Origin of the sequence: Pararhizobium sp. PWRC1-1, from assembly GCF_049897905.1 — a bacterium.
In the GTDB taxonomy this organism is placed as follows: Bacteria; Pseudomonadota; Alphaproteobacteria; order Rhizobiales; family Rhizobiaceae; genus Pararhizobium.
This window is the reverse complement of record NZ_JAFCXE010000028.1, coordinates 27,831-53,547: the sequence shown is the minus strand read 5'-3', so window position 1 is coordinate 53,547 and position 25,717 is coordinate 27,831. Positions and strand designations below refer to the sequence as shown.

Here is a 25,717-nt window from a genome sequence, read left to right as displayed (position 1 = left end):
ATGTTGACTAGGAATGCCAGTTAAGGTGCCAGCCGAATACCGCTTACTGTGCACGCGTTCTAAAGTTCAGAAAGTTCGTTCCGAAACTGGATATTGGCTAGGGGCATTTTTACGTTGAGGACCAAACCCCCGGGTGCATATTCGAGGTCGACTTCTCCGAAGGCCTTCAGGCTGGATACGATCAGCTTGGAGCCGAAGCCGCTGCGATTTGGGAATTCAATGGAGGGGCCACCCAATTCTTGCCAGCGAGCAAGGAGGCAGATTTCGTTGTCGATCTCTTCAGTGCTCCAAAGAACGTCGATCACGCCGACATCATTGGAGAGCGCACCATATTTGGATGCATTCGTCAGGAGCTCATGAAAGACGAGAGAGAACGACAGTGCGACCTGCGGACTAAGTTGGATCGAGGGGCCGGATGCTCTGATCCGGTCGCTATCTTCCAACCCGATGTTCACCTTCGCACCGTTTACGATGTCGGCCAGCGTAGTGCTCACCCAATCCTTCTGGAGGAGTAGATCGTGCGCCTTCGCGTAGGCTGCAATGCGGGCGGTCAAGGTTTGTCCGGCTTCTTCGAGGGAGCCGGCATTCCTCAGGGATTGCGTGGCGATGGCTTGGACTACCGACAACGTGTTCTTCATCCGGTGGCCAAGTTCATGCATCAATAGGCGCTGCCTGTCCGCCTGCTCCCGTTGCTCCGTGCGGTCTCGCAGGATCTTGATAAAGCCGACGACAATGTCGTCTTCGTTGCGCAGCGCCATCATTTCGCCGGACGCCCAGAATTGCGTGTCGTCCTTACGCAGGTGCCATCGCTCATCGTTGCCGCGGCCCTTCTCGAGGGCGGCGGTCATCTCATTCTGTGGGACGCCACGTTCCCGGTCCTCTAAGGTGAAAAACGATGTTGCGGGTCGCCCGATCATCTCATCCGCCGTCCACCCAAGGATCCGGCAAGCGCCCTCGTTCCAACTCGTCACAAGTCCGTTGAGGTCCATGGAGATGATGGCGTAGTCGATGGCGCTCTGGACGATGGCTTCAAGAAACCGTTCGCGGGGTGAGAGGCGGGGCGCTGTGTCGGGATCTTCCATTTGTTGCGCTTCACTATCGTCGATTGCAATTTACGGCATGGAACATCTGGTTGCAAGGGTTTCAAATTGGTGGCAAGCTAGGGATTTGCCCGGGGCTGTGTTGGAGCTCTCCCAGGAACGCGGTCCTTTCGGTGGATGCGAGGCGCTTATCCGGTTCGCTAAAATCTGTTCAAGGCGAGCAGTCGTTCCATCGCTTCAACCGGAATTGGGACACGTTCCGACCAACGATCGGCGTTTCCTGCTTAAGAGCCCCGGAGGAGGCAACGAGTTGTTCATCGATAAGTCATTAATCGGAGACATTCATGAAAGTCGAAGCCGAGCACTTGTCGAGGCTGCGACTAAAGCCCACTGCGGATGCGAGCTTACACAGCGACAGGCCTCTACATTGGTACGCTGGCAATCCGCGGGTTGCATGAAACCGTCTAGAGTTTTTAGATCTGGAGCGCGATGCAACTCGGCCATGCAAATTAACCCGGCCCGGATTACGACAAAGAGGCTTGGTCTTCGAACCAAGGATCTGACAGCCCCATCCTGCGCTGGGCAAACCGAGGCCGCCTCCTCGGGAAAGAGTTCAAACTTGGGCAATCGAATACGCGCGGGCCGCGATTTTTTCGTAGTCATCCAATATCACGTCATGCCCCGCGACGAGGCTCGCCGCAATACGTAACAGAGCTTTCAGATGCTTTTTGCCTCCGTAGCCAACGATCGGCGCAGCAGGCTTCATTGGAGTATTCAGAATCTCCGGAAATAGTTGCCGCAGCTCAGCGAAGTTCGCGAAGTGCTCGTCATTTTGCCCGTCTAAAAGCAGAGTTTCGGTTGGGGCGCCCTGAGCAAGGATTACCTGATGACCATCGAGTAAAATGTGGAAGTATTCGATGGTCTCTATCCCTTCGGGAAGAGCTGGGGCAATGGACGCCCCATTAACGAGGTCCATCACCCGGATCAAGACCCCGTCAACGAGCAAAGCGTGCCCCGGCGACAAATATAGGTCGCTATGAGGCACTTGTCCGTCCAAGGCATGACGTCGGACCCGAATTGGCATCACGTTTTCGGCCGCGGGGTAACGGGTTGGCTTGTAGGTCCGACGACCAATCCACCGGATGGGCATGGCTTCCCCATTCACCGTCGTTATCAAGTCCCCGATGGAAAGCTCTTCGACGGTTACTTCGCCGGTCGGCGTTGAGAGGGTAGTTCCGCGCAGAAAACAATTTGACCCGTGTTGTCCTTTTCCCCCACGCTTGCCCCAGTTTCTCCCCATGCTGTTGGCGTCTGAAGGCAATATAATCGCGCCCGCCGCACCCGTTACTGCGGCAAGCCTAGCGCCCGCGGCTGCAGCAATGCCCAAGAAATGGCGCCGTGCCAGCTGCGTTTGGAGTGAGCGATCACTGGGAGTGGGCATTTTTTTCTCCATCGTTGATGTTCGACAACGATAGATGCCTTACGTCGAGAAAATAGCCTGTTAAAAGTGCGTACGTTTTATCATCCGACTGAGCGATGAGATAAACCGTTGGGCGATATCGCAAATGGGGACATCCAAAAGGTGGCTTAATGTGGTGGACCAAAGTCCATCGTGGACTGGCAAAGGTCCTATGCATCGCCCACGCCGGAACGGAGGCGAAGTCACATTTGCAATGTCAGGATTGCCCCCTGCTAAAATGTTGAAAGCCACTTTCCAGAAGGTTCCGATACTGGACATCACTCCGACCGTGGAGAAGATCTTTTTTTAAAACTATGCTTCCGCTGACGTTCGCTTCCCTGTGTCCCTTATGGGCTTCAAACCGAGCGTATTAAAAAATGGTTCGGAACATTAGTCTCTGCGACTGAGTTCCAGAGAGCCTCACCATGGGCAATATTACATATTTATTGATTTGCTGCCCCATTGTCCGATCAATGTTGATACTGCGCCGTCGCCCTTCCCCCGGGGGCGGCGGTTTTTTTCCTCCGCCGTCTCCGCAATCGATATGGCATTGTGGGACCTGAAGGGGAAGCACTATGGCGCACCAATCCACGATCTATTGGGAGGAGCGGTTCGCGACCGTATCTGGCTCTATGCGAACCTTGGTCTCTGCGAAGACCCGACGGAAGCTCGCGAGCGGACCAAGGCTGCAATGTTGATGGGATATACTGCGGTCAAATTTTATCCACTGCCACCCGTGATGGCTCTCGAAACTCCTGCAGCCTATCGTGCAGTCACCGCGTGCTGCGAAGCGGTCCGTGACGAATTGGGACGTGACGGCGCATTCTGCCTTGATTTCCATGGTCGGTGCACCCCTTCTGTGGCCGTGCAAATGGAGGCAGCTATTCGCCACACATCGCCTCTCTGGATCGAGGAGCCAACTGCCCCAGAGGACGTTGGTGCCTTGCAAAGGGTAAGAAAAATTCCAAACCGCGGTCGCCACAGGCGAGCGCTACAATAGCCGTTGGCAGTTCCGGGAGATTTTCGAGCGCCGGTTAGCAGATGTGGTCGAACCAGACGCATCGAACTGCTACGGAATCTCGGAAATGCAGCGCATTGCCGCAACGGCAGAGACTTATGGCGTCGCATTCGCACCTCACAACCCGAACGGGCCAGTGCAAGCTCAAGCTAGTCTGCACCTGGCGGCAAATGCTCAAAACTTTCTGATCTTGGAGCATCGGCACGATGTCGCGGACGCATTCTCCGCGTTCGCTTCTACATCGTTGAAAAGCCGGGGTGACGGTTGGGCAGATGTTCCCTCGGCGCCGGGCCTCGGGATCGAGTTAGACGAAGAGGCATTGTTAAAAATGCCGTCAGCCACCGGTGATTGGATCGCTGAGAGCTATCGTCGCGACGGTTCAATCGGCGACTGGTGAACGGCCGATAGGAAGCTCCGTGGCGGCTGTCCTCCAAGTCCGAATACCGTTCATATAGGCCGCACTGATAACCCTTTGCATTCCGCCTACTCCTCTCCCGAGGGGCGGTGGCATCGTCCCGGGTGATCCAAAGCGCCCGGGACGGGCTAAGACTTGGCCACCCGGAACAATGCGACTATTGGTGACCATCTGTCGGTCGAAGGCCAGGCCCTTCTTGATCGTTGCTTTAGGCGGTTCCGGCGCTTCGCACTCATAGGTGACGCTATAGCCCGTAATTGGGGTTTGAGTAGCGACGGAACAGAAAACCTAATAAGGCTTGGGCTGCCGGCAGGGACGAAGCATGTGCCCTGCCGTACGAGTGGAAAGGGGTGGGATAGCGGAACGTCCGCATTGCGGCACAGAACCAGCATAAGGGACCCAGTTCGGTATGCCAGATTTCTGGCGAGCTAAAATCCAGGCCCTTTTTGAATGGTGACGAACAAGCCCTTCTTACGAGGATCAAGAATTATCCTGGTCATGATCTCTTCACGTAGATGATCTGGCAATTGAGCTGATTGCCAAGCCCGCTCATCGTAGGCAAATTGTTCGGCAGCTTCGGGACGATCTGCAATTATTGCTCTAAGGGCGTAATAAGCCCCTCCATAGGCATGCTGAGGAACATGCGCGGTTGCAACCGCCTGTCCTGCAGCGTGTGCCGCCTCGCATGCTGCTTGATCTGCTTTTACATCCTTCGCTGATGCGTGCGCAGAGAGTGACGCACTCCGAATTGCCGGCATGCTGAAGACGCGGGTGCATACCCACTCCCGGCCCACCTTGAGCGCGTTTCTAGGCCGCTCATCGTCAGGATAGTTGCGCTCAAATATGGGAAGGACTCGTTCTGCGCAATCGAGTGCCCAGACGGCTAATGCGACCTGATCGTCTTTGGAGTACTTCTTCATAGCCTCGACCCATCGTTCCGCTTGGTCTTCGCCTTACATTGCGGATGACCGCTTTCAACACTTTAACCCGTTACGCCCAAAGTGGGGTCGATTCCCGCCGCTTCCGCTCCATTCCGACAGCGCAACGGCTATCGTGAGGGGGACTAGGAAGCACGGGCGGGCACCGTCGAGTTGCGCATTCCCAAGCTGCTTCACGGGCAGCTATTTCCCAAGCTTTCTCGAACCACGCCGCATGGCGAAGAAGGCTCTGACGGCGGTGATCCAGGAAGCCTATATCCAGGCGTTTCGACCCGTTCAGTCGATGACCCCAGCGCCTTTTGGGACACAGTGAACATTGCCTACAATACATCTTATAATTGAAATATGTACCTCGATGAGCCTAAGGAAGTCGTCACTTGTTCGAAGCCCTTCACGGCGCGCCAAACTCCGAGACAAAAAATGTGATAGCGCTGCGAAGACTTGGCGTCATGCGTCGGTCGCGGTGATAGACAAGTGACATGGGCCGTTCCCGTAGATGCCAATCCGAAAAAAGTGGAACGAGTAAACCAGTTTGAATGTCCGACCGAACCAAAATGGCGGGTTGCATGATCACGCCTAGACCGGCGCGAGCTGCCATCCGAACGGCTTGTCCGCTATTGACGGTAAGTGACACTCGCGGAACGACCTGGACAATTTCACTATGTCTTTCCAATCGCCACGGTGACCCCGCTGCGGGGCTAAACGCTATAGCGTCATGATTTGCTAGGCTGCTCGGATGGCTGGGAATACCCTGCCGTGAAAGGTAGTCCGGTGAGGCGGAAATCATCATTTTATAGGGCGCAAGCTGCCGGGCGATCAAGCGGCTGTCACGCAGCTCTCCTATTCGAATTGCAATGTCGAAGCCTTCATCGACAATGTCAACGTTTCGATCTGTCAATGTAATATCCAGCGCAACGTCTGGTGCCAGCTTGCGATAGCGCCGCAATGTCGGCATCAAAGTCTCTGCACCGAATGTCGTCGGCGCCGTAACCCGAAGTTTACCGCGAAGCAATGTTTGCGACGCCTCCGCATCCTGGTCCGCCATCGCAACACGTTCGAGAATATCCCGGCACTGCTCGAGATAGCTAGCGCCGAAAACTGTGAGGCTCTGGCGGCGTGTGGTTCGATTTAAAAGCCGCACTCCTAGACGCTCTTCCAGCGCTGCTACGTGCTGACCCACCATCGCCGGCGAGAGTCCCAGCTTGCCGGAGGCGCCACTCATCGAGCCCTCTTCTACCGCCACAACAAAAACTTCCATCGAGCGAAAGAGGCCCATTCGATTGTTTTCCTTTCAGATGTTCAAATAATTTTCCTCATTATCCTGCTTTAGATTTCGAGTTACAACTGTTTTTGAGAAGACAACAGGAGTGAAATGCAGATGCTGAAGCGATTTTTAGGTAAAACGATCCTTATTACTGGCGCAGGAACGGGAATGGGCCGAGCGGCGGCTCTTCGACTAGTGGACGAAGGCGGACAGGTTGTTCTTGTGGGACGTCGTCCACAAATGCTCGATACACTGCGCGCAGAAATCGAGGCTTCTGGCGGCAGTGCGCTCGCAATCGCCTGCGATATCGGAGACAACGATGCACTTGCGGCGGCGGTAAAGACAACGATCACCCGCTTTGGAAGAATCGACGCTGTGTTCGCCAACGCCGGGGTCCTGGGTGAGTTCAAGCCCTTGACTGAAACCGAAGCGAATGAGCTCGACGCGCTGATAGACATCAACCTGCGTGGTACGTTCTTTACTCTCAAGCAATGCCTACCATTTTTGTCCAATGGAAGCGTACTTATCAACGCCTCATGGACAGCAGGCGGGGTGATGCCCGGTGCGGGCGCTTACGCCAGCACGAAGGGAGCTTTGCTCGCTATGATGCGCACGCTTGCAGTTGAGCAAGGTCCTCGCAATATCCGTGTCAACGCCATCAATCCAGGAATCATACTTACCCCAATGGCAGACGATGTAATTGATCCTGCCTTTGCTGCACGTTTGGCAGACCACACCCCCCTTCGTCGAAACGGGCGCTCAGAAGATGTCGCGGGCACAGTAGCATGGCTGTTGTCAGATGACGCCAGCTTCGTAACTGGGCAAGAGATTACAGTCGATGGTGGTTTTACAATGGGAGGCATCCGCCCATAGTTTGTGCTAATTTCGGCCTGCTTAAACGAACCGTTGCGACCCCGCGGGATGTGCCGGCCCCGGTTTGCTCCGGTTCGCGCCTGCGGCGAGCCGCCAATCCACTTCACCATCTCGCCTGAACTTATCTTAGGCTTAAAAATGCGGATCGGTGTTGTTGAATGCCCGCTCCAGGTGGATTTACCTGCCAGCGAGAGGTGCTCGCTGGCAGGCTTTGATTGGAACTAATCGGCTACATTGAGAGACGGCTCAAGCTTTTTGCGATAGTCGGCGACGGGAAGGCCGCCGACGCCCCAGTCTTCCATGGCCACCTCATCAATAACGACAAACGTCGTGGCGGGGCTCTTGTTCAGGACGCGCACAAGCAGGTCAGTAACCCCGGCGATGAGTTCTGCCTTCTGTTCCTTCGTCGCACCTTCTTTAGTTATCTTGACATTTACGTATGGCATCTCTCTTACCCCTTCATTGCTTTTCAACAATATTAAAAATCTTGGCGATGATCTGCCATTTGCCCTCGACATGAACGAGGGTCAAAAAGTCGACGAAATCTCGCGATCCAATCGAACAACGCACGCGCGCAAGTGCTATGGTCTCGCTGGCAAGATCGATCGCTTCGATGTGGTCGCGGCGAGCCTCGTTCCGCGACGCCCCAGATTGCCGCGCTGCGACGATCGGAAAATATTCCGCCATCGTGCGATGAAGAAACGGCGTCTCATCAGTCGTTGCGTAGACGGCCGCCGGGTGAAAGATGCTTTCAAGCATGCCGACATCGCAGTGGTAGAGCGCGTCGAAATACATGCGAAGCGCCGCGGTGACATCTTCAATGGTCGCTCTCATTGTGCGGCCTCTTCCTGAAGCAGCCCCTCAGCAACAAGGGCCGCGCGAACTGTCGGACGTGCCGCGATACGAGCGATATAGTCGGCAACTGTCGGCCACCGGGCGAGACTAAAGCTGATAAAGCCAGCCCAATTGAGAACGACAAACAAATAGGCATCCGCGATGGTGAAAGCTTCCCCCATGATAAAGGGTCGGCTATCGGACAATCCACGCTCGACGTCGTCGAGACGACGCGCCAGGATAGTTTCAGCACGTGACTGTTCCCCTTCTTCAAGACTCCGCCCGCTGAACCAAGGTGCGAAAGCTTTATGCAATTCCGACGAGGTAAAGTTGAGCCACTCCTGCAGGCGAATACGCTCGAGCGTCCCGGCAACTGGGGCGAGCCCCGCTTGCGGTTGAAGATCGGCCAAATATTGAAGGATCGCTGGATTTTCGGTCACGATGATACCAGGCTGGATCTCCAAAGCGGGAACATACCCCTTCGGATTAATCGCGCGATAGTCACGCCCATCGATCGTAGTCCCTTTCTCTGTAAGTACTTCTACACTCTCGAAAGGAATCTTAAGTTCGGTGAGAGTGATGCGGGCAGAAAGCGAGCAGGCGCCCGGTTTGAAATAGAGCAGCATTGATAAACCTCGGTTGGTTGAAGACATTCCCAGCCTATGGACTGAAGTTTCAATTGCCAACTTGGTTTCTTTGGGTTACTCAATATTCGAGTTTCTCCGCGGTAACCGAAAGTTCAGATGAGCCTAAAGATTCGAAAAAACCGAAGTGCCGCGCCGCCCCAACCTTGTATCCTGACTGAGTGCTTGTCGCTGATCGCAGGCGCCTGGGCTCCGAATGTGATCTGGCATCTGCGGGCAGGGCCGCGCCGCTTCAGCGAATTGCGACTCGATATCCCGCCCGTATCCGCCAAAGTTCTTTCGCAGCGTTTAAAAGAACTCGAAGCGCGTGGCGTCATAAACCGCACAATTCAGCCGACGACGCCGCCATCAGTGGAGTACGCGTTAACCACACTCGGTAACGATCTCATTCCGGCACTTAGTGCGATCGTAGACGTGGGTCACAAGTTGAAAATGGGCGAAAACGCCCGCGGCGTTTTCCAAGCCGTTGATTAATCACAGGCAAGAAAGCGCTCGTATTACCGCGATACTTCGATTTCCGAGTAATGCAGCGTGATGAGATTAGCCCAAGAAGTGCCTGTTCAAGGCCTCATGGGTCGACGAGCGCGGTCGGTAACCTTTGCAACTATGGCTGCAGCCCCATCGAGTATCGGAAGCTCATCATCGTCGGACCCGTCACGCTGGCGATCGACACCCGTCAACATCGGTATTCGCCCCTGGGGACGTCTTCCATGACAGAACTAGCAATGTAAAGTCAGGCATTTATTGAAGATTTTCAAAAGGTCGTCTCACCAGAGACTTACGGTGGTCGTGAAGGCTGTGCCTGTAATTTCGTGCTCGCCGGTTAAGTTTAGGCGCCATAAAGGTGTTGTGAGGTGATCCAACACGCAGGCAAACAACATGCGCCCTCTCGAAACTTGACACTGTCAATCTACCTGACCTTTGATATGGTGTGCGTCATATAAAGGGTCATTTTGCATGCGATATACCAAAGAACATAAGAGCAAGACTAGAGAACGCGTGCTCGAGGCAGCAGGTCGCCAGATCAGGCAGTGCGGCGTGCAAGGAATTGCACTCAATGGTGTAATGGCCGCGGCGGGCCTCACACACGGCAGTTTCTACGCGCACTTTGCGTCTAAAGATGATTTCTTAGCGGAGGCCGTGGAGCAGATGTTCCTCGACAGCCCAGTATCCATTTTGCGAGGCGACGGGAAATCTGCTGAGAGCGCTCTAGGCGAATTCGTAGATTACTATTTGTCGCCCGAGCACCGTGATACGCGCGTGTCCGGGTGTCCATTGCCTTTTCTGGCCGCGGACGCGCCGCGGTTAAACGAGAATCTTCGCCAAAGGCTGTCGAAAGGTGTTGCAGGGATGGCCGCACTCATTGCGGGCCATCTCAGCCACGTCAGCCACCGCGGAAAAGGAAGCGTAGGCGAGTTCGCGTCCTCAGTTGTATCCGAGATTGTCGGCGTGATAATTCTTGCTCGTGTCGAATCCGACGGCATCCGCTCTGACGTTTTGTTGAAGAGTTCAAGGGACCAGATCCGTAACCGATTAGGCTTGAGTAACTAAGCTACCCAATTGCCGGGATGGACCGGGGCGACGGTGGACCGATCAGTCAGCTATTGTATGTCGCTCATCTTATGATATGTTGCTTGACATACAATGGTGCCCCGCAGGCTGGACGGACCTGGCCTATCGATATTCAAATTGGAGTATTTCGCATTATGGTTTTGACATCTGCCGGGAACCCCATTCTGGTCACAGGCGCAACAGGCCAGCATGGGGGCACTTCCGCCCATGTTGTAAGTTCGCTCATTGACTCTGGTAAAAGCGTTCGCGTTTTTGCCCGCAGTAAAAGCGAGAAAACCGAGACCCTTCAAGAGCTTGGCGCGGAAATAGTGTTGGGAGACTTCAACGACCGGCAAAGCATCATTTCTGCACTGGAGGGCGTCGAGACCGCCACCTTCACCTACCCGATCGCCTCCGGCATAGTCCACGCTGCGGCGACCTTTGCGTCAGCCGCGAGGAGTCTCGCCAAACCGCCCCGAGTCGTGGTGATGTCCATGGCCGTTGCCCACCCTGAAAGTCCGAGTCATCTGGGACGCGCGCAATGGCTCGCCGAAGAAACGCTGGCGTGGTCAGGCCTTGATCTGACAATCCTGCGCGTGGCGGCGCTGTTCTTCGAAAATATCACTTTTTTACACGGGGACGCGATTCGAGACACATCAAGTTTCGGCAACAGCTTTGGTTTGGCTGATGTACCGTGGATTAGCGGACTGGACGCGGCGCGCCTCATGGTGTCGGCTGTACTGCGCCCCGAGCTGTTCTCCAATAGCATTATCCAGTACCCGCCAGGAGTCGAATTGCTAAATCATGACGCTATCGCCACGATCATTTCTAGAGAAGTTGGCGTCCCTATAAACTTCAGACCGATTTCCGAGAAAGAGTGGGAAGCTGAGCTCCTCGAAGAAGCAAGGGCACATCCCGGAGGTTTCATTAACGCCGATATGGCTAAGCACATATCGGCAGTTGGTGCCGCGTTGGCGAAAACCACGTCACCAAGCCGCATCCCGGATAGTTTGGAGCTGGAAAAGCTGACGGGTCACGCTCCATACAATTTCAGGCAGTTCGTGCGAGCAAATCTATCCACTTTTGTGAGCTGACCGAGGCACGACAAGGCTCTGGCTGGGCTGCGATTACCTTCTGGTACGCGTGTTTGTTCTCTATAGACCATAAGACCGGCAAGCGTTGCTCCCCGGTCCTCGTCAGCCGAAGAATGGGAGACAAGGATGACCAAAGCCTCACGTTGAAAGCGCATACGGACCGTAAACTCCCCCAGAATTCCAATGCCAAGGCAAGATACATGCGTGTAACGGACCGTCTAGCTGGCGGCGTTTTCCTGTCCGTTGATCTGACGATCATAAGGGAACAGGGACCAAAGTGGTGGCGATTACAAACGACAGTGCGGACGCGAGTGCCGACTTAGTCAGGGTTTTCAAATCAGTGTTGAACTGATTCAACCTCCATGCTGGTGAAGGAGGCCAGCATGGATGGCTAAAGCTCTTTCACTCGATCTTCGCCGGCGCGTTGTGAATGCGATTGCCACCGGTATGTCGCGCAGACAAGCGGCTGAGCGGTTTGGTGTGAGCGCCGCCAGTGCTATTCGCTGGCAGAAGCAGTTCAGCGACACCGGAACCATTCAATCCGACAAGCAGGGCGGCGACCGTCGTTCGAAACACATCGATTATAGCGGCTGCCGCTCCATGCGAATCGAACGGCAGCCCGCGACACTCGAATGACGAAAGTTGAAACTACCGCAACCCTATGCGGTGGTCAGTCAGCCCCGCGTGCGGTGGTATTGCTGAGGTGATGCCCACGCCCGCCTCGTAGCAGGCCGCCACAAAGGCATCTCTGGCCACTGCGACAGGCGTCGTCCGATTCAGGGCACCATGGCAACATGCTATGGCATTCTTGTAGCAGTTTCCCGTCTTCACGGGCCATTCGTTTTCAAGAAAATCCAAAGTTTCGTAGACGCTTGAAAACATGCGCGTCATTCCAGGCTGCAAACGTGCATTCAGCGGCACGCTCCAATGAACATCTCTTTGCATGCTTCATCTCCCATTTCTGCCTTCTCCGAGGCATCGACTTTGATATTGTGAAGGCCCGACCGACCATCAAGATATGGTGGAGGTTGGCTCAAATCGATTGAAACTAGGCGCGCAGGGCGACTTCCTCCACACGCATATTCAAGGTGACAGCAGCGCCTGTCTGCTAAGCGCGGCCTTGCTGGGCCTGTTTCATCATAACGGATAAATCCGGCTTCGAAGGCTCTGAGGTTTCTTGCGACGGCGCCTTCCCCGACGTGTGCGAATACGAAGGATTGCCGCCTTGTGTGAATTGCGTTCCCAAGGACGCAGTTGCGTTGTCTCTGTTGCTGTTCGGGACTTCTGCAAAATGAGGCATGCTTAATCTCCGACCGCCCAGTGAACCTTATCCAGTTCCCGCCAAACGGACTGAGCTTCGAATAGTTCCCGCCTGACCCTATTCTGAACGCGCTGCGGACGGAATATCCGGGCGCAGCCCAACATTTGGCGGACAGGAGGGACACGATGACCGTCGATCTGCAGAAAGCCAGAAAAGAGTGGTTCCAGACGCTTCAGCCGTTGCGGCCGGAGGAGATCGTCGGGCTGTGGCGTGGCGTCAGAATACCGTCCGACCACCCGCTCGACGGCGTTCTGGAGAACCTGCAATGGTTTGGAAAGCGCTTTCATGCCGATCTAAGGGCCGACGCCCTCCTTTTTCAGTGGCGGCTGGGTCGCCTCGTCCCGATCAATCCCGCCTACGGAGGTTCTCCTCGTCACAACCCGCGAAACGAAACGTTGGATGATCCCGAAAGGGTGGCCAATCTCCGGACTGAAGCCCCGGAAAGTAGCAGAGCAGGAAGCTTGGGAGGAAGCCGGCGTCATAGGACGGGCCAAGAAGCTGTCTATTGGTGACTTCGTCTATGAAAAGGTGCTGGGTTAGCAAAGTCAGACCAACAGTCGCCGTGTTCCTGCTCAAAGTGCGGCGACAACGGAAGCGTTTCCCCGAAAGTACCCAGAGGCGAACTGCGTGGCTAACGCCGCTGGAGGCCGTGCGCCGCATCGATGAACCAGACTTGGAACGTCTGATACTTCCCCCATAGAATGTCGCGCTTAGGCGACCGGCATAAACCGAGGAGATCTCCTCGCGCTGTGTGAAGCGCGCGCGTATCAGCCCGGTCGCGCCGAGCGGCCGACACCACTTCCGCGCTGTCGCTCCTGAGACGCAGGGAGAACCTGAAAGGGCTTTCCCTGTCGTGGGCTCCGTCTGACCTTCCTAGCCAATCTACGCCCGCTTTGATTTTCCGATGCAACCCATTCGACAAGGCGCTGCACATTACCCTTTCCGACCTTGCGCTCGACCCAATTGCTCCTCGGTCATATCGAAGTGGTCAAGCAGGATTTGCAGATTACGGCGGTTGGACTTGAAGTAGACATCGAAGAGATCACCGAGCAACGGAACGCTTCCAGTGACGGCATCGGCTCCGAGATTTCCCAGCATTCTGACGAGCTTGTGCCTCGGAACTCCTAGTCGACGTGCTTCATTGACGATAAAGAGGCCGACCAGCGCGCTTCCGGCATCACCCACTCCTGGGATCAGGCCGAGGACGGAATCTGCGCCAAATCTAATCCCGGTTCCTGGTATCCGTATCGCAGTATCCATCACTCTGGCGAGAGCGTGTATTCGGCGCAGGCGTCGTATTCGATCGTCGTAGTTGACATTAGTAACCTTCAATACGCACCTGCATTGAGAGCTGGCTCCTCCGTCGAGATCGCATCCGTCATCCGCCTACGCTCGATTGTTATCTTCACCAATGCGATCAAAAGTTACTTCAGTATCGCTGTTCGAGCTGGTGGCGGAGTTGGCGAAGCATTCTGCGATATCGGCTCATCGGAGGTTCCGGTGGAGACACGAGGGGGCCGATCAAAAGTGCAACAACAACGGTTGCCACCACGACTGCTCCGACGGATGTAACGGGATATCCGCCAACGCCGTCCTCCAGGCGTTGCCCCGCCTTCTTCGCTCGTCCTGCCACGGTTTTTCCGGCGTCTTCAATACCAATTTTCAAGGCTTCCAGTTCTCGACGCAGGGCCGAAATCTGTTCTGTGGGGTCTTGCGCCTTCTGTTTAGGGACGGAGATCGTCTGACGGGCGACGTCGATCACCGCCACGGGGATCGTTTCACCCAGCACGGGTTCGTCCTTCGATTTATCGAATGTCATTATGTCCTCCAGGCGGCTCAGGTAGTTGAAAACTTGCCTGACAACGCGCGCGCTAACGAAAAGATCCGCAGGTGCGAATGCAAAATGCGGCTCACGCCCTCGCTGTTTCAGACAGGCTCGTAGTGCCGAACCGGCGCCTGGTCGTAGCCATCTGAAGTTCTGTGAGACTATCTACCTGGCGCATCGGAGCTTTCGCGCCGCCCATAGGTCATCCGACAAGCGCCCCTCTCGACTGGCAACATGGTGTAGGATCCCTTCAATCGTTTCGGTCTCGTAGTGGGCAATCCGTCGAGGCTCATCGCGCCTACCTCTTGCCCGTCAGCGATCATTCCGCGGAGCATTGGTCGGGTTTCGCAGTGTGATCTCGCTGGTTAACTGATGGAGCTGTTTCAGTTAGGAGTTATCGACGAACGGAAATGCGCAGGGAGCGATACTCACTGCTGCAGCGGGCAGTCAACATTTGATTTCTCGGGTGAAGAGACGCGAAATAAAGAGCCCGCCACCAAACTAGGTAGCGGGCTCTAAATCGCCTCGCAAATACAGATCGTGAAAAGGTATACAAAATACGGAAAGTCAAAAAACGCTTCGCGATGAACGCTGTTCCGGTTTCAGCCAAGGCAACAGCCTAAGTAAATTAGGCCTTGCTGAAATAGAAGTCCAATCACCTTTCCCGGACGTGTGAAAACCGCCGTGATATTCCACGTGAGACGACCGGCTACCGAACAAACGATTGATCAGCCACGTTGCCACTTCGAACGCGGAAGCATTGACGGCCGGAACGACGGGTCGAAACGGACTTCGTAGTAAAGACTTCGGAAAGGTAGCCGCTCCGGGTTTTTCTCTACCCGGTCCGAGCTGTGCTTACTGCTCCGTTCCGATCCCCCGTTTCCGGTGCGGAACGCTACGGGTCATTTGTTTGGTCGATCGTTTGTCTGCTGTCGCCCGTCGAGTTCGAAAAGGAGCAGAAATGCAAGCCGAGGGCGTCGCCAAATCTCTAGGCTATTCATGCTTCGACGATCCAAACAGCCACACAGATGTGAGGGAGTGCGCCGGCGAGGATTTCATCGGTTGCCGTCATGGTTTGCTCCCATCACGCGCCACGATTTTCGCTCAGCCATTTAGTTGCGACCTTACACCGCCGCAAAACGCCCTATAATGCCAACCCCTGAGCACCGTCCCACTATGGATTAGACAATCGAGCGAAGTACGCATCTGCCGCTGCGAAAGCGGGAGCGGGTGATGCATACATATTGTTCGGAAAGCCTTCAACGGCTCCTCTCTGCTCCTGCGCGATCATGTCACGCTAACGCCGGCCCGGCATCCCTCGACGTCTTGGCATTCTTGTCCCGCTGCTTCAATATGGGATGAGGGAGGACAGGTAGTGTTTCACCGACTGGTGTTGTTTGCCTACGTCGCCTGTGGGGGCGGATTGATCACGGGTACCGTCGGGCAGTCAGCGGATTTCGAGGCGCTCTACCGCAGCGTAGCTATCGTAACTGGCACCGGCGAGGTTAACAGGCAGCCGGTTTCCGCGACTGTCTTGCAAAAGTTCTGATAAGGGTGTCGGGTGACCCGCGCATCGCCGGCGACCCTCAAATTCAACCGCTGTTGGAAATGGCCCGCAGCTATGTCTCGGAATTCCGGTATCGCGACAGGCTGGAAGGCATCCCGATCCACGACGAGCAGGGCACGTATGACAGACCGTACGATCTGGCCTGCCTTTACAAACCCTCGACGATCAATGGTTTGCTCTCCATCCTCGGTCGCAAACCTTGGCTTGCGCCGCGCCCCCGGCTTGTCCTCTTTACGCGATGAATCTAAACGCCATTTCCTGCTCGCGCAGGATGGCGTCGAAAGCCCCTACATGGCCGATTCCGTCAAGGCCGCGGCCGAGACGCTCGCCATGAACGTCACCGTTCCCGACCAAGCAAACTTGTCTGGCCTTGCCTTGCCGTTGTTCAGCACTTTCCCTGTGGAAACGCTTGAGGCGCGCGCCAGGGAAGTTGGCGGCGACTTGCCACTCGCCGAACCATCGTGTGGAGCGAACGAGACCTCGGCTGGGTTGCCGACTGGCACCTCAATTTTAAGGGGCGGGCATAACACTGGCAGGTTCGTGGAGTGAGCTTCGACGAGGCTTTCCGCAACGCCATCCGCGTTGCAGCACTCATCACCTCCGGCAATGGAGCCCCGTAGGCGGTGACACCGCTCACATCTCCGCTGGCCCCTTGGACTAGGCCCGTTGAGCTCCATCATTTTTCCTCCGGCAGCCGCAACTCTTGACACGAAGCCTCGACCACTTTTCTTGTCAGGAGACTTTTCCCCGTTCAGGCTGCGCCAACCCGACCCAACTGATTCTTTGTAACGAACGTCCCTCGGTGTGGGGCTGGTCAGCGCTGGCCGCTGCCGCGATCCTCGTCCCACTTCTATCGCTTGAAGCCGTTTTCGTCGGCGCAAATCTCAAAACTCACGACGGCGGCTGGGTTCCCGTGGCGCTTGCGCTGGGCATTATGGTCGTTAGGTGGAACTGGACGAAGGGCTCCGGGATTGCTTCGGGAAAAAGACAGCCCATCAAGATATCCCGCTGGACAAGTTTATCAACTCCATCGCGAAGTCGAAACATGCCCCGGTCACGGTACACGGCACGGCGGTGTTTTGACGAGCATGGGGGACAGAACACCCCCAGTCCTCCTGCACAACACCGAACACAACCGTGTTCTTCACAAGAAGAACGTCATCCTGACCGTCAGGACTTCCGAAAAGCCCTATGTCGCCGACGACAAGCGGGCGACGATCACACTGATCGACGTAAGTTTCGCAAGGGTTTCTATCTGAACGGTTGGGGCACTCCACGGGGTCGCGAACCGATTAATATCTCCCTTCTCAGAACAATCGGGAAGACACATGTCCACCGGACCGATCGCACTTCTTGACGACATCGCCGCTATCGCCAAGCTCGCCGCGGCGTCCCTGGACGACATTGCCGTTTGGCCTTCGCTAAGGCGACCAGTTGTTGGCGCAGTCGCGGCTTCCACTGTCGCTCGGTTCTCTGCGAAATAGGCGGCGTTAGCGCATTCCTCACACCCGGAAGGGTACGAAAAACCGAAATTGACCAGCCCCCAAACGCAGACTCCCTAAGACGCGACAGATCTTCTTAACACTGCCTTATGAAAACCCGGATATTTTCCCCTTGCAGCGCTTCGGCGGGCATGATGCCTTTCTGCGGTTCAGGACATGTCAAAACGTGCACACCTGAGAGCTTGCCATGCATACATCGATAACCTCAACGGCTCGTCGCAACCAGCTTTTGGTCGCCGTAATAGCGACCGTGTTCATCCTTGTTTCGGGCCTGCTGGGTGCGCTGGTGGTACGGGCGATACAGACGATCACCGTGACATCCGATAGTATTGACGACACAAGAGCGTTGCATGCCGCCGAAGGCGCAGTGCAGTCATTGCGCAACCAGCTCGGAGCGACTGTCCACGACAACGCGTATTGGGATGACGCTTATCCTGAGGTCAATCTGGCGCAAACAAGAGCTGACTGGATCATAGAGACCTGGGCGGCCACGACGGCTGACTATCCACTTTACGATACCGCGATGGTATTTGACGCCAACAACAGGATTAGTCGTCGCCTACCGAGACGGTGAAGACATGGGGCGGGGATTCTCCGAATTCTTTGGACCAGGCCTTGAGCGGATGTTGTCGGCTGCACGTGCATCCTCCCGGAGTGATTCAGTGCCTGTCCATTTCATCACCTCAAAAGCAGGCGTCGCGCTCATCGGAGCCGCTACTGTCCAACCAGGCCTGGTGGATGATACTGTCGATCAAAAGTCCTTCAGCGTACTCGTCTTTGCGAAACATCTCACGCCTGCGGTGGTCGCTGAGGTTTCCAGGACGTTCAGCATCGATCACTTAACGCTTAACGACGCTCCGGTGACACCGGGGCTGTCGGTACCACTACCCGACGTCACCAAAAAAGCGGTCGGGTACCTGAACTGGCCGTCACAAAGGCCGGGCTCGAAAAGCTACCTTCAGGTCCAAACGACTCTCCGAGCCGCGGCGTCTATTCTCGTCATATTTCTTTTCGCCATAGGGGGCATTGGGATCGCTACCCTCAGCAGGCTTCGGGTCAGCGAGCGTCGAGCCCAGTGGAAAGCCGATCACGACGCACTGACAGGATTGTTGAACCGGTCCGGGTTAATCGACAGCATGATAGAAGTTTCAGCCGTGCCTCATTCACGGCGGAAAATGATGCGTTTCCACTTCATTGATCTTGACGGGTTTAAGGGTGTGAATGACGCATGGGGGCACGCCGTGGGGGATGAACTGATCGCAGCGGTAGCCCGCCGCGTGTCAGACACCCTTCCTAGAGACGCGCTTATTGCACGGCTCGGCGGCGACGAATTCGCGGTCGTTACGTTGGAGACCGTGGGGCCTTCGCTTGTCCCTTCAATAAGCGAACAGATCCACATCGCACTTCAAAGCGAATTTACGGTCAGTAGCCGAACAATCGCGATTGGAGCAAGTGTGGGCGTCGCCGTTGAGGAGGTTGTTAGAGCGGACATCGGAGAATTTTTGCGCTGCGCGGATATCGCTCTTTACCGGGCTAAAGACCTTGGCCGTGGCATTACAGTCGAGTTCAAAGACGAATTTGACTCGGATGCGAAGGCGTATGCGCAACTCGAAGGCCAGCTTCGCGAAACCCTCCTGCAGGAAGGCATCGGCGTGGCGTATCAGCCGTTGATCCACGGTGCGTCCGGAGAGATTTGCGGCGTCGAAGCTTTGGCGCGGTGGGAGCCCGCTGGTGGCAAGCGCCACGGCCCGGACATCTTCATCCCGTTGGCAGAAAAATCCGGTTTGATTGACATGCTGGGAATGCAGGTTCCTTCCCAATCCTTGGAAGCGGCCAAACATTGGGGCGACATAAATCTGGCCGTCAATGTGTCTCCCGTCCAGCTTAAGGCCCCGAATTTCGTTCAGGACGTAATCGGTGCTCTCGCAAGAGCGGAATTTGACCCGGAGCGCCTGAGTATTGAAATTACCGAAGGCGTTCTGATTTCCGATCCCGATCGAGCTCGACAGGCTATCTGCGGTCTTAAGGAGGCGGGCATAAAAATATCTCTCGACGACTTCGGCTCCGGCTTTGCCAGCATCGGAACATTGCGGCAATTTGGCTTCGACCGCATGAAAATTGACCGCTCGCTTATCGTGGCGCTGGATAACGACGAAAACGGCGCCGCCGTTCTCCAAGCGACGATTGCCTTGGCAAACGCCCTGCACATTCCTGTGACTGCCGAAGGGATCGAGACAGAGGCACAGGCAATGGTTGCCAGGATTTCGGGGTGTGACGAGCTGCAGGGATACTTGTTCAGCAGACCAGTGACCGCCCACGAAATCACCGCGTTCTATTTCGGCAGCGACTTAGCTGCAACCGCGGGATAAGGGCTTACCGAGACCCAAGCATTTTTGCTTTGAAACTCGTCGGTAAAATGCGAAACCGATATCGGCTCCCCTGCCCGATCAGAGCGGCTCGAGTGACGGCAGTCTTGCGGCCCGCGAACCGGCCGTTCTTCGATGCGAGGAAGCCCGTAGAGGGCGCTTCGCCCGATAACCCGATTCCATCACACGGCCAGCAGCCGCTATCCGCACTGGTAGATCTGGACCCTCCCCGTGGAGACGACTTGCAATCCAGCACAACCCTCAGTCGGCCCATATATGGCTCTGGCTCCCAATGGCCAGGTGAAAAAAAAGCAATTTCCAAATAAGGGAGAACCCGACGCCTTGAAAGGATCGAACCCACGAAGGTCACGAACTACAGGACATTGAAATATTCGGGGTATTGAGCGACTTCAACGTCCTGGTTCCTTGGCGGCTCGTCTGAGAGTCAGAAAAGGCCGGGTTATCCGCCCGGCCTCTCAAACGTTCGAAGCTGGCGTTTACTGAAGGACCTGAACAACGGTATAGGTGTTCGGATCGACAATTACGCGTTGATCGTTGACGATGGCATAAGCGTACCGCGGATCTTCTGCAATCGGCGTCAAGACAACTTCGCGGGCGAGCGGCTTGCCGACCACCACCTGCTGCTCAAGAACGACCGATTGTGAAGCCGGTTGCTCCTGTACGTATGTGACGATTGTCTGCGGTGGCGGTTCAAGGGCGGCGCCCGCAACGGCACCAACTACTGCCCCAACACCTGCGCCTACCGGTCCGCCGATGATGGCCCCCGTAGCGGCGCCTCCTACCATTCCGGTTGCAGTGCTGTCCTCAGCGTTGGCCGTCATGGACATCATGGCGAGAACGGCGGCGGATGCGATTAACATTTTCATTTTCATAATTTTCTCCTCTGTGTGGGTTCGGCAGGAGAATGTTTAGAACTAGCTTTTGTTCCAGATGCGCCACGTCGGTAGGTCGCTGGCCATTCGGTGCGTGGAACCGCGAAAAAAGGCCGGGCGAAACTCGCCTTTATAGTCCCCGAAAAATAAACGCCGACATCGTACCTTTTGAAAATTATTGCGCGCAACGATGTCTTGCGTGTCACAGATCACGTGCTACCGGCCGAGGCTGCATTCGACGTTGCCTCGGCCGAGGCTTTTTGAGCCTGTTCTGCGGCAACCAGCCGTTATCAGCGCAAATTCGAATATAGCGCATCTCGTGCTAGCGAAACATTCGTACATTGTCGTACTTTTCCTGTGACGACTGCCACGGCACCGTAACGGCATTCCGAAAAAATTGCCCAACTTGGTATGACGACAATTGAGTCAGTCCGGGATTGGTTATCGCCTAATAGACGGTCCCGCTCACGCCTGCTCAATGGATGGGTATGGGTTCCCTGGCTTCAGGCTTGGAGCAAGCGGACGAGCCAAAGGTTGATTGCAACATCTTCGCGACGACCAAGTTCCCGGCGTGCGCCAGGCCGGTTTCAGGGGTTCGTCTGTGGGCCTGTGGTGCCCTCTGCCAGATGGGCTTTGCCACGCGCCGACCGAGGAAACGGCGATGGACAGAGACAGCTGCCGGTTCCGCCAGAGGCGACCGCCAAGCAGGAGAAGGCCGCGTGAGCTGTCGGGATGGTCGGGAGCGCAAGCGCCGGTCGGAGACGTGAGGAGTCCGAGGACATACGTCCTCCTTCGCTGGTCGCATGTCGCGCCAAGCGGCGAAGGCGTGCCGTCCGATCATCCGCTCGACCGCGTGCTCGAGAACCTGCGATGGTTTGGAAAAGCTTCCATACGGATATAAGGGCCGGCGTCCCTCCTCTTTCAGTAGCGACCGCACCGCCTTGTCCAGACCAAGGCGGCAACTGACCCAGCTGTAAAGGCGGTCGTGGACGCGGAGAAGAAGGTCAGCGCAATGCCCGGCTTGCATTCTTCTGATCGACCTTGGGACATTTAAAGAGGGCCGCGCCGATCTACATGGCGGAACTAATGGCCCAGCCATCGAGGAACAAAGTTTCCTTGAGCTAGTTGGTCCCGCGCTGGAAACGGCATTTTCCGTGCCCCCCCCTTCCAGCGTATCCGGCAACTGGCCCGCTTCATTCGGCGGGGCCTTTTTTCAAATCAAAATCTCCATTGAGTTACAAGGCGCGGGAAAGTCGCGACCTGCGGGCTCCGGCTCCACACCAGCATGACGGCTTGCGACTTCAAGCAATTTTGATCACCACCTTGCCGAACGGGCCACGCGCGAGATGCGCGAACGCCTGTCGCGCCTCGAAGGAATAGACTCGATCGATCACAGGACGGTGGCCCAGGATTGGCCGCTCCTATACGCCAATTCCTGATGATGACGGTACGCCGGGTGGCATCATCTGCGCAATACCGACAATACGCAGCGGGTCATAGGGGAACGACAGCTTGGTCTACTCCGCGAATTGGCGACAACATCGTCGGATGCCCGTACTGGCGTTAGGCTTGCAACGCGGCGCTCCGGCACTCACTGTGAATGCCTGTGACGTGCCATGTGCTCTCCTCTATATGACCGGCCCGGACGGATGTGTCGCCGAACTTGTTGCGACCTTGGCATCGAAGCGGGGCGATGGAATTTTCCACTGATCGTCGATCTTGCAGAAGACTCCATGTGGCCGAAGGAGAAGCCCTTCGCGTTCAGCAGCCCGTGCTTATGGCGAACTTCACCGGCAAGGCCGGCCCCGATCTCATCATATGACTGTCGGTATTGAAGATGTCAGGCTTTCCATATCGGGCAAGCGCCTCTTCGACTGCGTCAATACAAAAGGCCGTCTCCATCGTGATCGACAGCCGCGCACCGGGCCAATCAGGCTTTTGACAATGTTTCCTGAAGAGCTGCGTCGAGGTCCGACAGTTGATATGGCTTTGGAAGTATCTTGATGCCCTGGGCATCAGCTTCCTGCCTGGCTGCCGCGGAGTAACCACTTGTCAAAAGGATTGGCAGGTCAACGCGGCGAGCGCGTATTTCTTTTGCCAATTCCACGCCATTCATTCCCCCCGGCATCATAATATCGGAGAACACCACGTCGACCGTTCGGCCGTTGGCCAGAGCGCCAAGGGCAGCGGCCGCCGTCGCCGCGCGCGTGACCTGAAACCCCAGCTCATTCAGCATTTCGCTGACAAGAGCCGCGACTTCCTCATCATCCTCGACGAGAAGAACGCACCCTGCCGAGGCTGGCCGTCGCCGCTCGACGTGGAGATCAACCAGATGATGCTGATCCGGAGCTGGCACCTTAAGTGAACGGGGCATCATAAGAGTGATCGTCGTTCCTTGTCCTTCTTGACTGCTGATTTCAATTACGCCGCCAGATTGCTGGATAAACCCGTGCACTTGGGCAAGACCCAGACCCGATCCTTTTCCGATGTCCTTCGTTGTGAAGAATGGCTCGAATACGCGCGCCTGAACTTCGGGTGACATTCCGGAACCATTGTCGCAAACGGAAAGGCTGACAAAGTCTTTCCCGGCTTCATCTTTCTTCGGCTCGTTCTTAGCTCGGATGACGATTATGCCCGCCTTGGGCATCGCGTCACGGGCGTTTACCGCGAGATTGAGCACCACCAGCTCAAGCTCGCTTGCGTCGACCTCGACCGGCCAGAGGTCGGGCGCGAACTGAAAGGTGACTTCGACATCGCCCCGAAGGCTGCGGTCGAGAAGTTCGCGCATCCCTCCGATCTGTCGTTGCAAATCAACGGTCTGAGGTTTGAGCTCTTGCTTTCGGGAAAACGCCAACAGCTGACGGGTCAGGCCTGCACCCCGTTCGGTGGCCTGACGCATACCATCCATCAGTCGTTTGCGCTTGGCCGGGTCCACTTGGCGGTCCAACATTTGCAGGCCGCCGGAAATCACCATCAGCAGGTTGTTGAAATCATGGGCGACGCCTCCGGTCAGCTGACCGATCGCTTCGATTTTCTGCGCCTGCCGAAGCTTCTCCTCGACCAGCGCGCGAACCTCCATCTGGTCGCGCAACAAGGCGTTAGCGGTTTCGAGCTCGCTGGTGCGCGCAACGACCTGTCGTTCTAGCTCCAGTGAGGCTTGCTCGCGCTCCACCAGCAGAGCGCGGAGTTCAAGTTGACGCGACCTTGCTCGCAACGCCGCCTGAACCGTGCTGACGAGAGTCAGACCTTCAACAGGCCGCTCCAGGAGGGAAACGTTTCGCAAGGAATGAATGAGTTTCCGGCGCCATGCCTGGATGCCAGTCTGCTCCTGCCGGCTCGTCAGCAAAATTAAAGGATGATCCGACCATGGTGGCTGGGCGGATACCCACTTGAACACCGATTCTACATCTTTCCCAAATAGAGCTTCCTCAGCGATAAAAGATGCTGCAGCGCCCGTTTCAAGGGCTTTGACCATGCTCGCAAGGTCACTGCAGATTTCCGTTGCGATGCCGCTCTGACGAAGCAACCCGGCGGAAGCTGCCGCATCTCTGCCGATTGGCGCGAGGACAATAACTGGGCCCAGTCGATCGTCACTTAGCACCGTCGGTTCCATTCTTTGAGCTAGGCACAGTCGCTGCCAAGAAGTGAGGCGATCCGGCCAATACCCCGGTAAATCCTCGCGTCGGAGGTCCAAGCTGTATGCCCTTTTCCGACAGCATGAACTCGCGCACACTGTGCTCGTGCCGCCCACTTCGCTTCTTCACGACGGAAATCGCCCGTCTTACCGCGCCGTCCACCTCGAAATAGCGCAGCATGATGACGGAATCGCTCAGATAGCTCAGGTCAAGCGGAGCCTCCAAAGGACCAACAAGCCCGTGTTGAGCAAGTACCACGATGGTCAGTACGCCGCGCTGACCAAGATAGGTCAGCAGTTCATGCATCTGCAGGATGAGAAAACGTTCGTCCGGCATGGCGTTCATATAGCCGTTCAGGCTATCGATGACGATGACGCGTGCCCCATCGACTTCAACACGCTTTTGAACATTAGCCGTAAATTCACCCGGTGATAGTTCGGCGGGATCGATTTGCTGCAGACGGATCAGGCCACTGTCCAAATGCGTTTGGAGATCGAAACCGAGATTTCTGGCACGCGCCTGTAGGGTTCCGCGTCCCTCATCAAAAGCATAGACCACAGCGTGTTCACCGCGATCCGCCGCTGCTAAGGCGAAGCTCAGCGCAAGAGACGATTTGCCGACCCCCGCCGCTCCAAGGAACAGCGCGTTGGTGCCCCTCTCGAACCCGCCCCCCAGCATTTGATCAAGTTCGGCGTTGCCGCTGCCGGTATATTCCTCGTTAAACTCCTGATGGTGGTCGGCGGCGATGAGGCGTGGATAGATATGAAGCCCACCTTTCTCGATGGTCAGATCGTGATAGCCGCCTCGAAACTTGATGCCACGCATCTTTACGACCCGCATGCGGCGGCGTTCTGCGCCAAAGTCGATCGCGACCTGCTCTAACAGCACAACACCATGCGCTATTGAATGGAGCTGGAGGTCGTTTTGTTGCGATGAAAGATCATCGAGCAGAATGACGGTGCATTGCCGGCTTGCGAAATAGTGCTTCAGCGCAAGCACCTGGCGGCGATAGCGCAAGGGGCTATGAGCAAGTAGCCGCAACTCCGAGAGGCTATCGATAACAACACGCTTCGGGTTAAGCTCGGAGACGCGATCCAAGATGAGCCTGGTAGTCTCGTTCAGTTCCATTTCGGCCGGATGGAAGACCGTCAGTTCGTTAGTTGGATCAAGCGTGGTTTCCGGCGGGACAAGTTCGAAAATTGAGACGCCGTCAAGCGACCAGCCGTGCCGGCGTGCGACAAGCCGGAGTTCATTTTCCGTTTCGGAGAGGGTGATGTAAATCACTTTTTCCCCTTGGCGTGCCCCTTCCAGCAAGAATTGCAAGGCGATCGTGGTTTTTCCGGTGCCCGGCCGGCCCTCGTACAAGTAGAGGCGGTTTTCGTCCAAGCCGCCATCCAGTATAGTGTCTAGCCCCCCGACACCGCTGGAGATACGCGGTGGGTCATCCTGGTCTGTCACCTCATCATTCAACGCCATAT

General features: G+C 56.1%; 23 protein-coding genes and 6 pseudogenes. 16 read left to right on the top strand and 13 right to left on the bottom strand.

Translation table 11 applies throughout. The annotated features are described in order from the left end of the window. Window positions 1-59: 59 nt before the first annotated feature. Together ACP7E0_RS30030 and ACP7E0_RS30025 are read right to left on the bottom strand one after the other, a co-directional pair. The gene (locus tag ACP7E0_RS30030) at window positions 60-1,082 is read right to left on the bottom strand and encodes a sensor histidine kinase (RefSeq protein WP_426130434.1); all 1,023 of its coding nucleotides are present in this window, start codon (window positions 1,080-1,082) and stop codon (window positions 60-62) included. A gap of 571 nt (window positions 1,083-1,653) precedes the next feature. Next, window positions 1,654-2,481: a Hint domain-containing protein gene (locus tag ACP7E0_RS30025; RefSeq protein ID WP_426130433.1), complete on the bottom strand. Its 828-nt coding sequence runs from the start codon at window positions 2,479-2,481 to the stop codon at window positions 1,654-1,656. A 469-nt stretch (window positions 2,482-2,950) separates the two neighbouring features. Between ACP7E0_RS30025 and ACP7E0_RS30020 the strand changes: the two genes are divergently transcribed. Together ACP7E0_RS30020 and ACP7E0_RS30015 are read left to right on the top strand one after the other, a co-directional pair. Further along, window positions 2,951-3,499 carry an enolase C-terminal domain-like protein gene (locus tag ACP7E0_RS30020; protein WP_426130431.1) on the top strand — a complete coding sequence of 183 codons (549 nt, stop codon included), beginning with the start codon at window positions 2,951-2,953 and terminating at the stop codon, window positions 3,497-3,499. Beyond that, window positions 3,477-3,914, top strand: a pseudogene (locus ACP7E0_RS30015) (enolase C-terminal domain-like protein); the annotation flags it as partial. The gene ACP7E0_RS30020 and the pseudogene ACP7E0_RS30015, both read left to right, overlap by 23 nt. A 446-nt stretch (window positions 3,915-4,360) precedes the next feature. Here ACP7E0_RS30015 and ACP7E0_RS30010 read toward each other — a convergent pair. Next, window positions 4,361-4,852 carry a putative immunity protein gene (locus ACP7E0_RS30010; RefSeq protein WP_426130430.1) on the bottom strand — a complete coding sequence of 164 codons (492 nt, stop codon included), beginning with the start codon at window positions 4,850-4,852 and terminating at the stop codon, window positions 4,361-4,363. A gap of 117 nt (window positions 4,853-4,969) precedes the next feature. Here ACP7E0_RS30010 and ACP7E0_RS30005 point away from each other — a divergent pair. Beyond that, window positions 4,970-5,158, top strand: a pseudogene (locus ACP7E0_RS30005) (transposase); the annotation flags it as partial. Between the two features lie 103 nt (window positions 5,159-5,261). Here the strand turns inward: ACP7E0_RS30005 and ACP7E0_RS30000 are convergent. Then, window positions 5,262-6,146, bottom strand: coding sequence for a LysR family transcriptional regulator (locus ACP7E0_RS30000; RefSeq protein WP_426130428.1), 885 nt, complete (start codon window positions 6,144-6,146; stop codon window positions 5,262-5,264). A gap of 102 nt (window positions 6,147-6,248) precedes the next feature. Here ACP7E0_RS30000 and ACP7E0_RS29995 point away from each other — a divergent pair, with 102 nt between their 5' ends. Then, window positions 6,249-7,007, top strand: a complete 759-nt coding sequence (locus ACP7E0_RS29995; RefSeq protein ID WP_426130490.1) for an SDR family NAD(P)-dependent oxidoreductase — start codon at window positions 6,249-6,251, stop codon at window positions 7,005-7,007. A gap of 221 nt (window positions 7,008-7,228) precedes the next feature. Here the strand turns inward: ACP7E0_RS29995 and ACP7E0_RS29990 are convergent, their stop codons facing one another. Genes ACP7E0_RS29990 through ACP7E0_RS29980 form a run of 3 tightly spaced genes read right to left on the bottom strand, consistent with a single transcriptional unit; the run spans window position 7,229 to window position 8,467 of the window. After that, window positions 7,229-7,453, bottom strand: a complete 225-nt coding sequence (locus ACP7E0_RS29990; RefSeq protein ID WP_426130426.1) for a tautomerase family protein — start codon at window positions 7,451-7,453, stop codon at window positions 7,229-7,231. 13 nt (window positions 7,454-7,466) lie between these two features. Next, window positions 7,467-7,841 (bottom strand): nuclear transport factor 2 family protein, encoded by a 375-nt coding sequence (locus ACP7E0_RS29985; protein WP_426130425.1) that lies wholly within the window; start codon window positions 7,839-7,841, stop codon window positions 7,467-7,469. Further along, window positions 7,838-8,467, bottom strand: a complete 630-nt coding sequence (locus ACP7E0_RS29980) for a glutathione S-transferase N-terminal domain-containing protein (RefSeq protein WP_426130424.1) — start codon at window positions 8,465-8,467, stop codon at window positions 7,838-7,840. The genes ACP7E0_RS29985 and ACP7E0_RS29980 overlap by 4 nt, the downstream gene beginning before the upstream one ends. A 117-nt stretch (window positions 8,468-8,584) precedes the next feature. Here ACP7E0_RS29980 and ACP7E0_RS29975 point away from each other — a divergent pair, with 117 nt between their 5' ends. The 4 genes and pseudogenes from ACP7E0_RS29975 to ACP7E0_RS29960 all read left to right on the top strand — a co-directional run. Further along, window positions 8,585-8,959 carry a winged helix-turn-helix transcriptional regulator gene (locus ACP7E0_RS29975; protein WP_426130422.1) on the top strand — a complete coding sequence of 125 codons (375 nt, stop codon included), beginning with the start codon at window positions 8,585-8,587 and terminating at the stop codon, window positions 8,957-8,959. 483 nt (window positions 8,960-9,442) lie between these two features. Further along, entirely contained in the window at window positions 9,443-10,036 is a 594-nt protein-coding gene (locus tag ACP7E0_RS29970; protein WP_426130420.1) for a TetR/AcrR family transcriptional regulator, read from the top strand. Between the two features lie 155 nt (window positions 10,037-10,191). Then, entirely contained in the window at window positions 10,192-11,130 is a 939-nt protein-coding gene (locus tag ACP7E0_RS29965) for an NmrA family NAD(P)-binding protein (protein ID WP_426130418.1), read from the top strand. 387 nt (window positions 11,131-11,517) lie between these two features. Beyond that, a pseudogene (locus ACP7E0_RS29960) lies at window positions 11,518-11,712 on the top strand (helix-turn-helix domain-containing protein); the annotation flags it as partial. A gap of 66 nt (window positions 11,713-11,778) precedes the next feature. On the opposite strand, the gene ACP7E0_RS29955 reads toward ACP7E0_RS29960, so the two are convergent. Then, on the bottom strand, window positions 11,779-12,075 hold the full coding sequence (locus tag ACP7E0_RS29955; RefSeq protein WP_426130417.1) for a DUF982 domain-containing protein: 297 nt from the start codon (window positions 12,073-12,075) through the stop codon (window positions 11,779-11,781). 501 nt (window positions 12,076-12,576) lie between these two features. Between ACP7E0_RS29955 and ACP7E0_RS29950 the strand changes: the two are divergent. After that, window positions 12,577-12,810 (top strand): annotated as a pseudogene (locus ACP7E0_RS29950) (GXWXG domain-containing protein); the annotation flags it as partial. Window positions 12,811-13,384: 574 nt separating this feature from the next. On the opposite strand, the gene ACP7E0_RS29945 reads toward ACP7E0_RS29950, so the two are convergent. After that, the gene (locus ACP7E0_RS29945) at window positions 13,385-13,783 is read right to left on the bottom strand and encodes a DUF4112 domain-containing protein (protein WP_426130415.1); all 399 of its coding nucleotides are present in this window, start codon (window positions 13,781-13,783) and stop codon (window positions 13,385-13,387) included. Between the two features lie 97 nt (window positions 13,784-13,880). Beyond that, window positions 13,881-14,270, bottom strand: coding sequence for a hypothetical protein (locus ACP7E0_RS29940; RefSeq protein WP_426130413.1), 390 nt, complete (start codon window positions 14,268-14,270; stop codon window positions 13,881-13,883). A 1,560-nt stretch (window positions 14,271-15,830) separates the two neighbouring features. On the opposite strand from ACP7E0_RS29940, the gene ACP7E0_RS29935 reads away from it, so the two are divergent. The 6 genes and pseudogenes from ACP7E0_RS29935 to ACP7E0_RS29910 all read left to right on the top strand — a co-directional run bounded on the left by ACP7E0_RS29935 (window position 15,831) and on the right by ACP7E0_RS29910 (window position 19,714). After that, the gene (locus ACP7E0_RS29935; RefSeq protein WP_426130411.1) at window positions 15,831-16,085 is read left to right on the top strand and encodes a DUF2066 domain-containing protein; all 255 of its coding nucleotides are present in this window, start codon (window positions 15,831-15,833) and stop codon (window positions 16,083-16,085) included. Continuing rightward, window positions 16,048-16,392: a hypothetical protein gene (locus ACP7E0_RS29930; protein ID WP_426130493.1), complete on the top strand. Its 345-nt coding sequence runs from the start codon at window positions 16,048-16,050 to the stop codon at window positions 16,390-16,392. The genes ACP7E0_RS29935 and ACP7E0_RS29930 overlap by 38 nt, the downstream gene beginning before the upstream one ends. A 253-nt stretch (window positions 16,393-16,645) precedes the next feature. Continuing rightward, window positions 16,646-16,816 (top strand): annotated as a pseudogene (locus ACP7E0_RS29925) (KUP/HAK/KT family potassium transporter); the annotation flags it as partial. A gap of 115 nt (window positions 16,817-16,931) precedes the next feature. Next, entirely contained in the window at window positions 16,932-17,102 is a 171-nt protein-coding gene (locus tag ACP7E0_RS29920) for a KUP/HAK/KT family potassium transporter (protein ID WP_426130410.1), read from the top strand. Between the two features lie 430 nt (window positions 17,103-17,532). Beyond that, window positions 17,533-17,919, top strand: coding sequence for a hypothetical protein (locus tag ACP7E0_RS29915; protein ID WP_426130408.1), 387 nt, complete (start codon window positions 17,533-17,535; stop codon window positions 17,917-17,919). Window positions 17,920-18,007: 88 nt separating this feature from the next. Then, window positions 18,008-19,714, top strand: coding sequence for a putative bifunctional diguanylate cyclase/phosphodiesterase (locus ACP7E0_RS29910; protein ID WP_426130407.1), 1,707 nt, complete (start codon window positions 18,008-18,010; stop codon window positions 19,712-19,714). 494 nt (window positions 19,715-20,208) lie between these two features. On the opposite strand, the gene ACP7E0_RS29905 is transcribed toward ACP7E0_RS29910, so the two are convergent. Continuing rightward, on the bottom strand, window positions 20,209-20,604 hold the full coding sequence (locus ACP7E0_RS29905; RefSeq protein WP_426130405.1) for a DUF1236 domain-containing protein: 396 nt from the start codon (window positions 20,602-20,604) through the stop codon (window positions 20,209-20,211). Between the two features lie 661 nt (window positions 20,605-21,265). On the opposite strand from ACP7E0_RS29905, the pseudogene ACP7E0_RS29900 reads away from it, so the two are divergent. Beyond that, window positions 21,266-21,510: pseudogene (locus tag ACP7E0_RS29900) on the top strand (GXWXG domain-containing protein); the annotation flags it as partial. Between the two features lie 1,024 nt (window positions 21,511-22,534). Here ACP7E0_RS29900 and ACP7E0_RS29895 read toward each other — a convergent pair. Continuing rightward, window positions 22,535-24,217 (bottom strand): ATP-binding protein, encoded by a 1,683-nt coding sequence (locus ACP7E0_RS29895; protein WP_426130404.1) that lies wholly within the window; start codon window positions 24,215-24,217, stop codon window positions 22,535-22,537. Further along, the gene (locus ACP7E0_RS29890; RefSeq protein WP_426130402.1) at window positions 24,195-25,715 is read right to left on the bottom strand and encodes an ATPase domain-containing protein; all 1,521 of its coding nucleotides are present in this window, start codon (window positions 25,713-25,715) and stop codon (window positions 24,195-24,197) included. Before ACP7E0_RS29890 ends, ACP7E0_RS29895 begins: the two co-directional genes overlap by 23 nt. Window positions 25,716-25,717 lie beyond the last annotated feature (2 nt).